Annotated in this window: 1 protein-coding gene; it reads left to right on the forward strand. The window is 40.1% G+C overall.

The annotated features are described in order from the left end of the window. Positions 1–70: 70 nt before the first annotated feature. A complete protein-coding gene (gene sigF, locus ACFVSH_RS26815; protein WP_260284609.1) occupies positions 71–838 on the forward strand; it encodes an RNA polymerase sporulation sigma factor SigF in 768 nt (255 codons plus the stop codon). Positions 839–1221: the final 383 nt, after the last annotated feature.

A 1221-nucleotide genomic window follows, 5' to 3' on the forward strand; every position in this document is an offset into this window, starting at 1 on the left:
GGCACGATCATTCGATTAAAAAAGCACTTAACTACAAGCAGAGCTTTGTGCAATTAAGGGAGACTTGCATATGGATGTGGAGGTTAAAAAAGAGAAGAGCAAGAAAGGCCAGCCCCATTTAAAAGATGAGGAATTGCGGAATTTAATCCAACGCAGCCAGAGCGGTGACCAAGATGCGAGGAACCTGATTGTCAACAGCAATCTGAGGCTTGTATGGTCAGTAGTGCAAAGATTCCTCAATCGAGGTTACGAACCGGATGACCTTTATCAAATAGGCTGTATTGGCCTGTTGAAGTCCGTGGATAAATTTGATTTATCGTTTGATGTGAAATTCTCAACGTATGCTGTGCCTATGATCATTGGTGAAATCCAACGTTTTATCCGTGATGATGGAACGGTTAAAGTAAGCCGGTCATTAAAGGAAATGGCGAATAAAATTCGCAGGGCCAAAGAGGAACTTTCAAAAACTTATGGCCGTGTTCCGACTGTCAATGAATTGGCGGAACATCTAGAGCTGTCGCCAGAGGATATCATCATGGCCCAAGAAGCTAGCAGGAGCCCTTCTTCGATCCATGAAACGGTTTACGAAAATGATGGAGATCCGATTACTCTTCTTGACCAGATCGCCGACCATAATGAAACATCCTGGTTCGATCAAATCGCTTTGAAAGAAGCCATACATGAATTGAATGAACGTGAAAGGCTGATTGTTTTCCTAAGGTATTATAAGGATCAGACGCAATCGGAAGTGGCGGCAAGGCTTGGTATTTCCCAAGTTCAGGTGTCAAGGCTGGAAAAGAAGATTCTTCAGCAAATGAAAAACCACATGAATCAGTGATTCATGTGGTTTTTTTTATTGAGCTGAAAATAAATCTTGATTTTAGGAAAAAGTAAAAGTGATTCCTTATCAAGTAGGGCGAAAATATGAATGGGGTCGAATTTTTAGTTGAATTTAGAGATAAAAACGAATATTATAGTAAAGGTCGCGTTTCTCATTCGTTTTTTATCTTTTTTTCAATGAATAACGATCAAGAAAAACGTCGTTGCAGTACAATATTAGGACACCTTGTACTTTCGTGCAAACGGTTGTCGGTGTTTCCTTTAGATCTGGAGGTCTAAAATATGTTTTTGGAAAAGTTTTTCTCCCTGAAAGAAAATGGGACAGATGTCCGTACAGAAGTCATGGCGGGTGTTACGACATTTTTAACCATGGTTTATATC

The sequence above is a fragment of the Peribacillus sp. NPDC058002 genome (assembly GCF_042886655.1).
GTDB lineage: Bacteria > Bacillota > Bacilli > Bacillales > DSM-1321 > Peribacillus > Peribacillus aracenensis.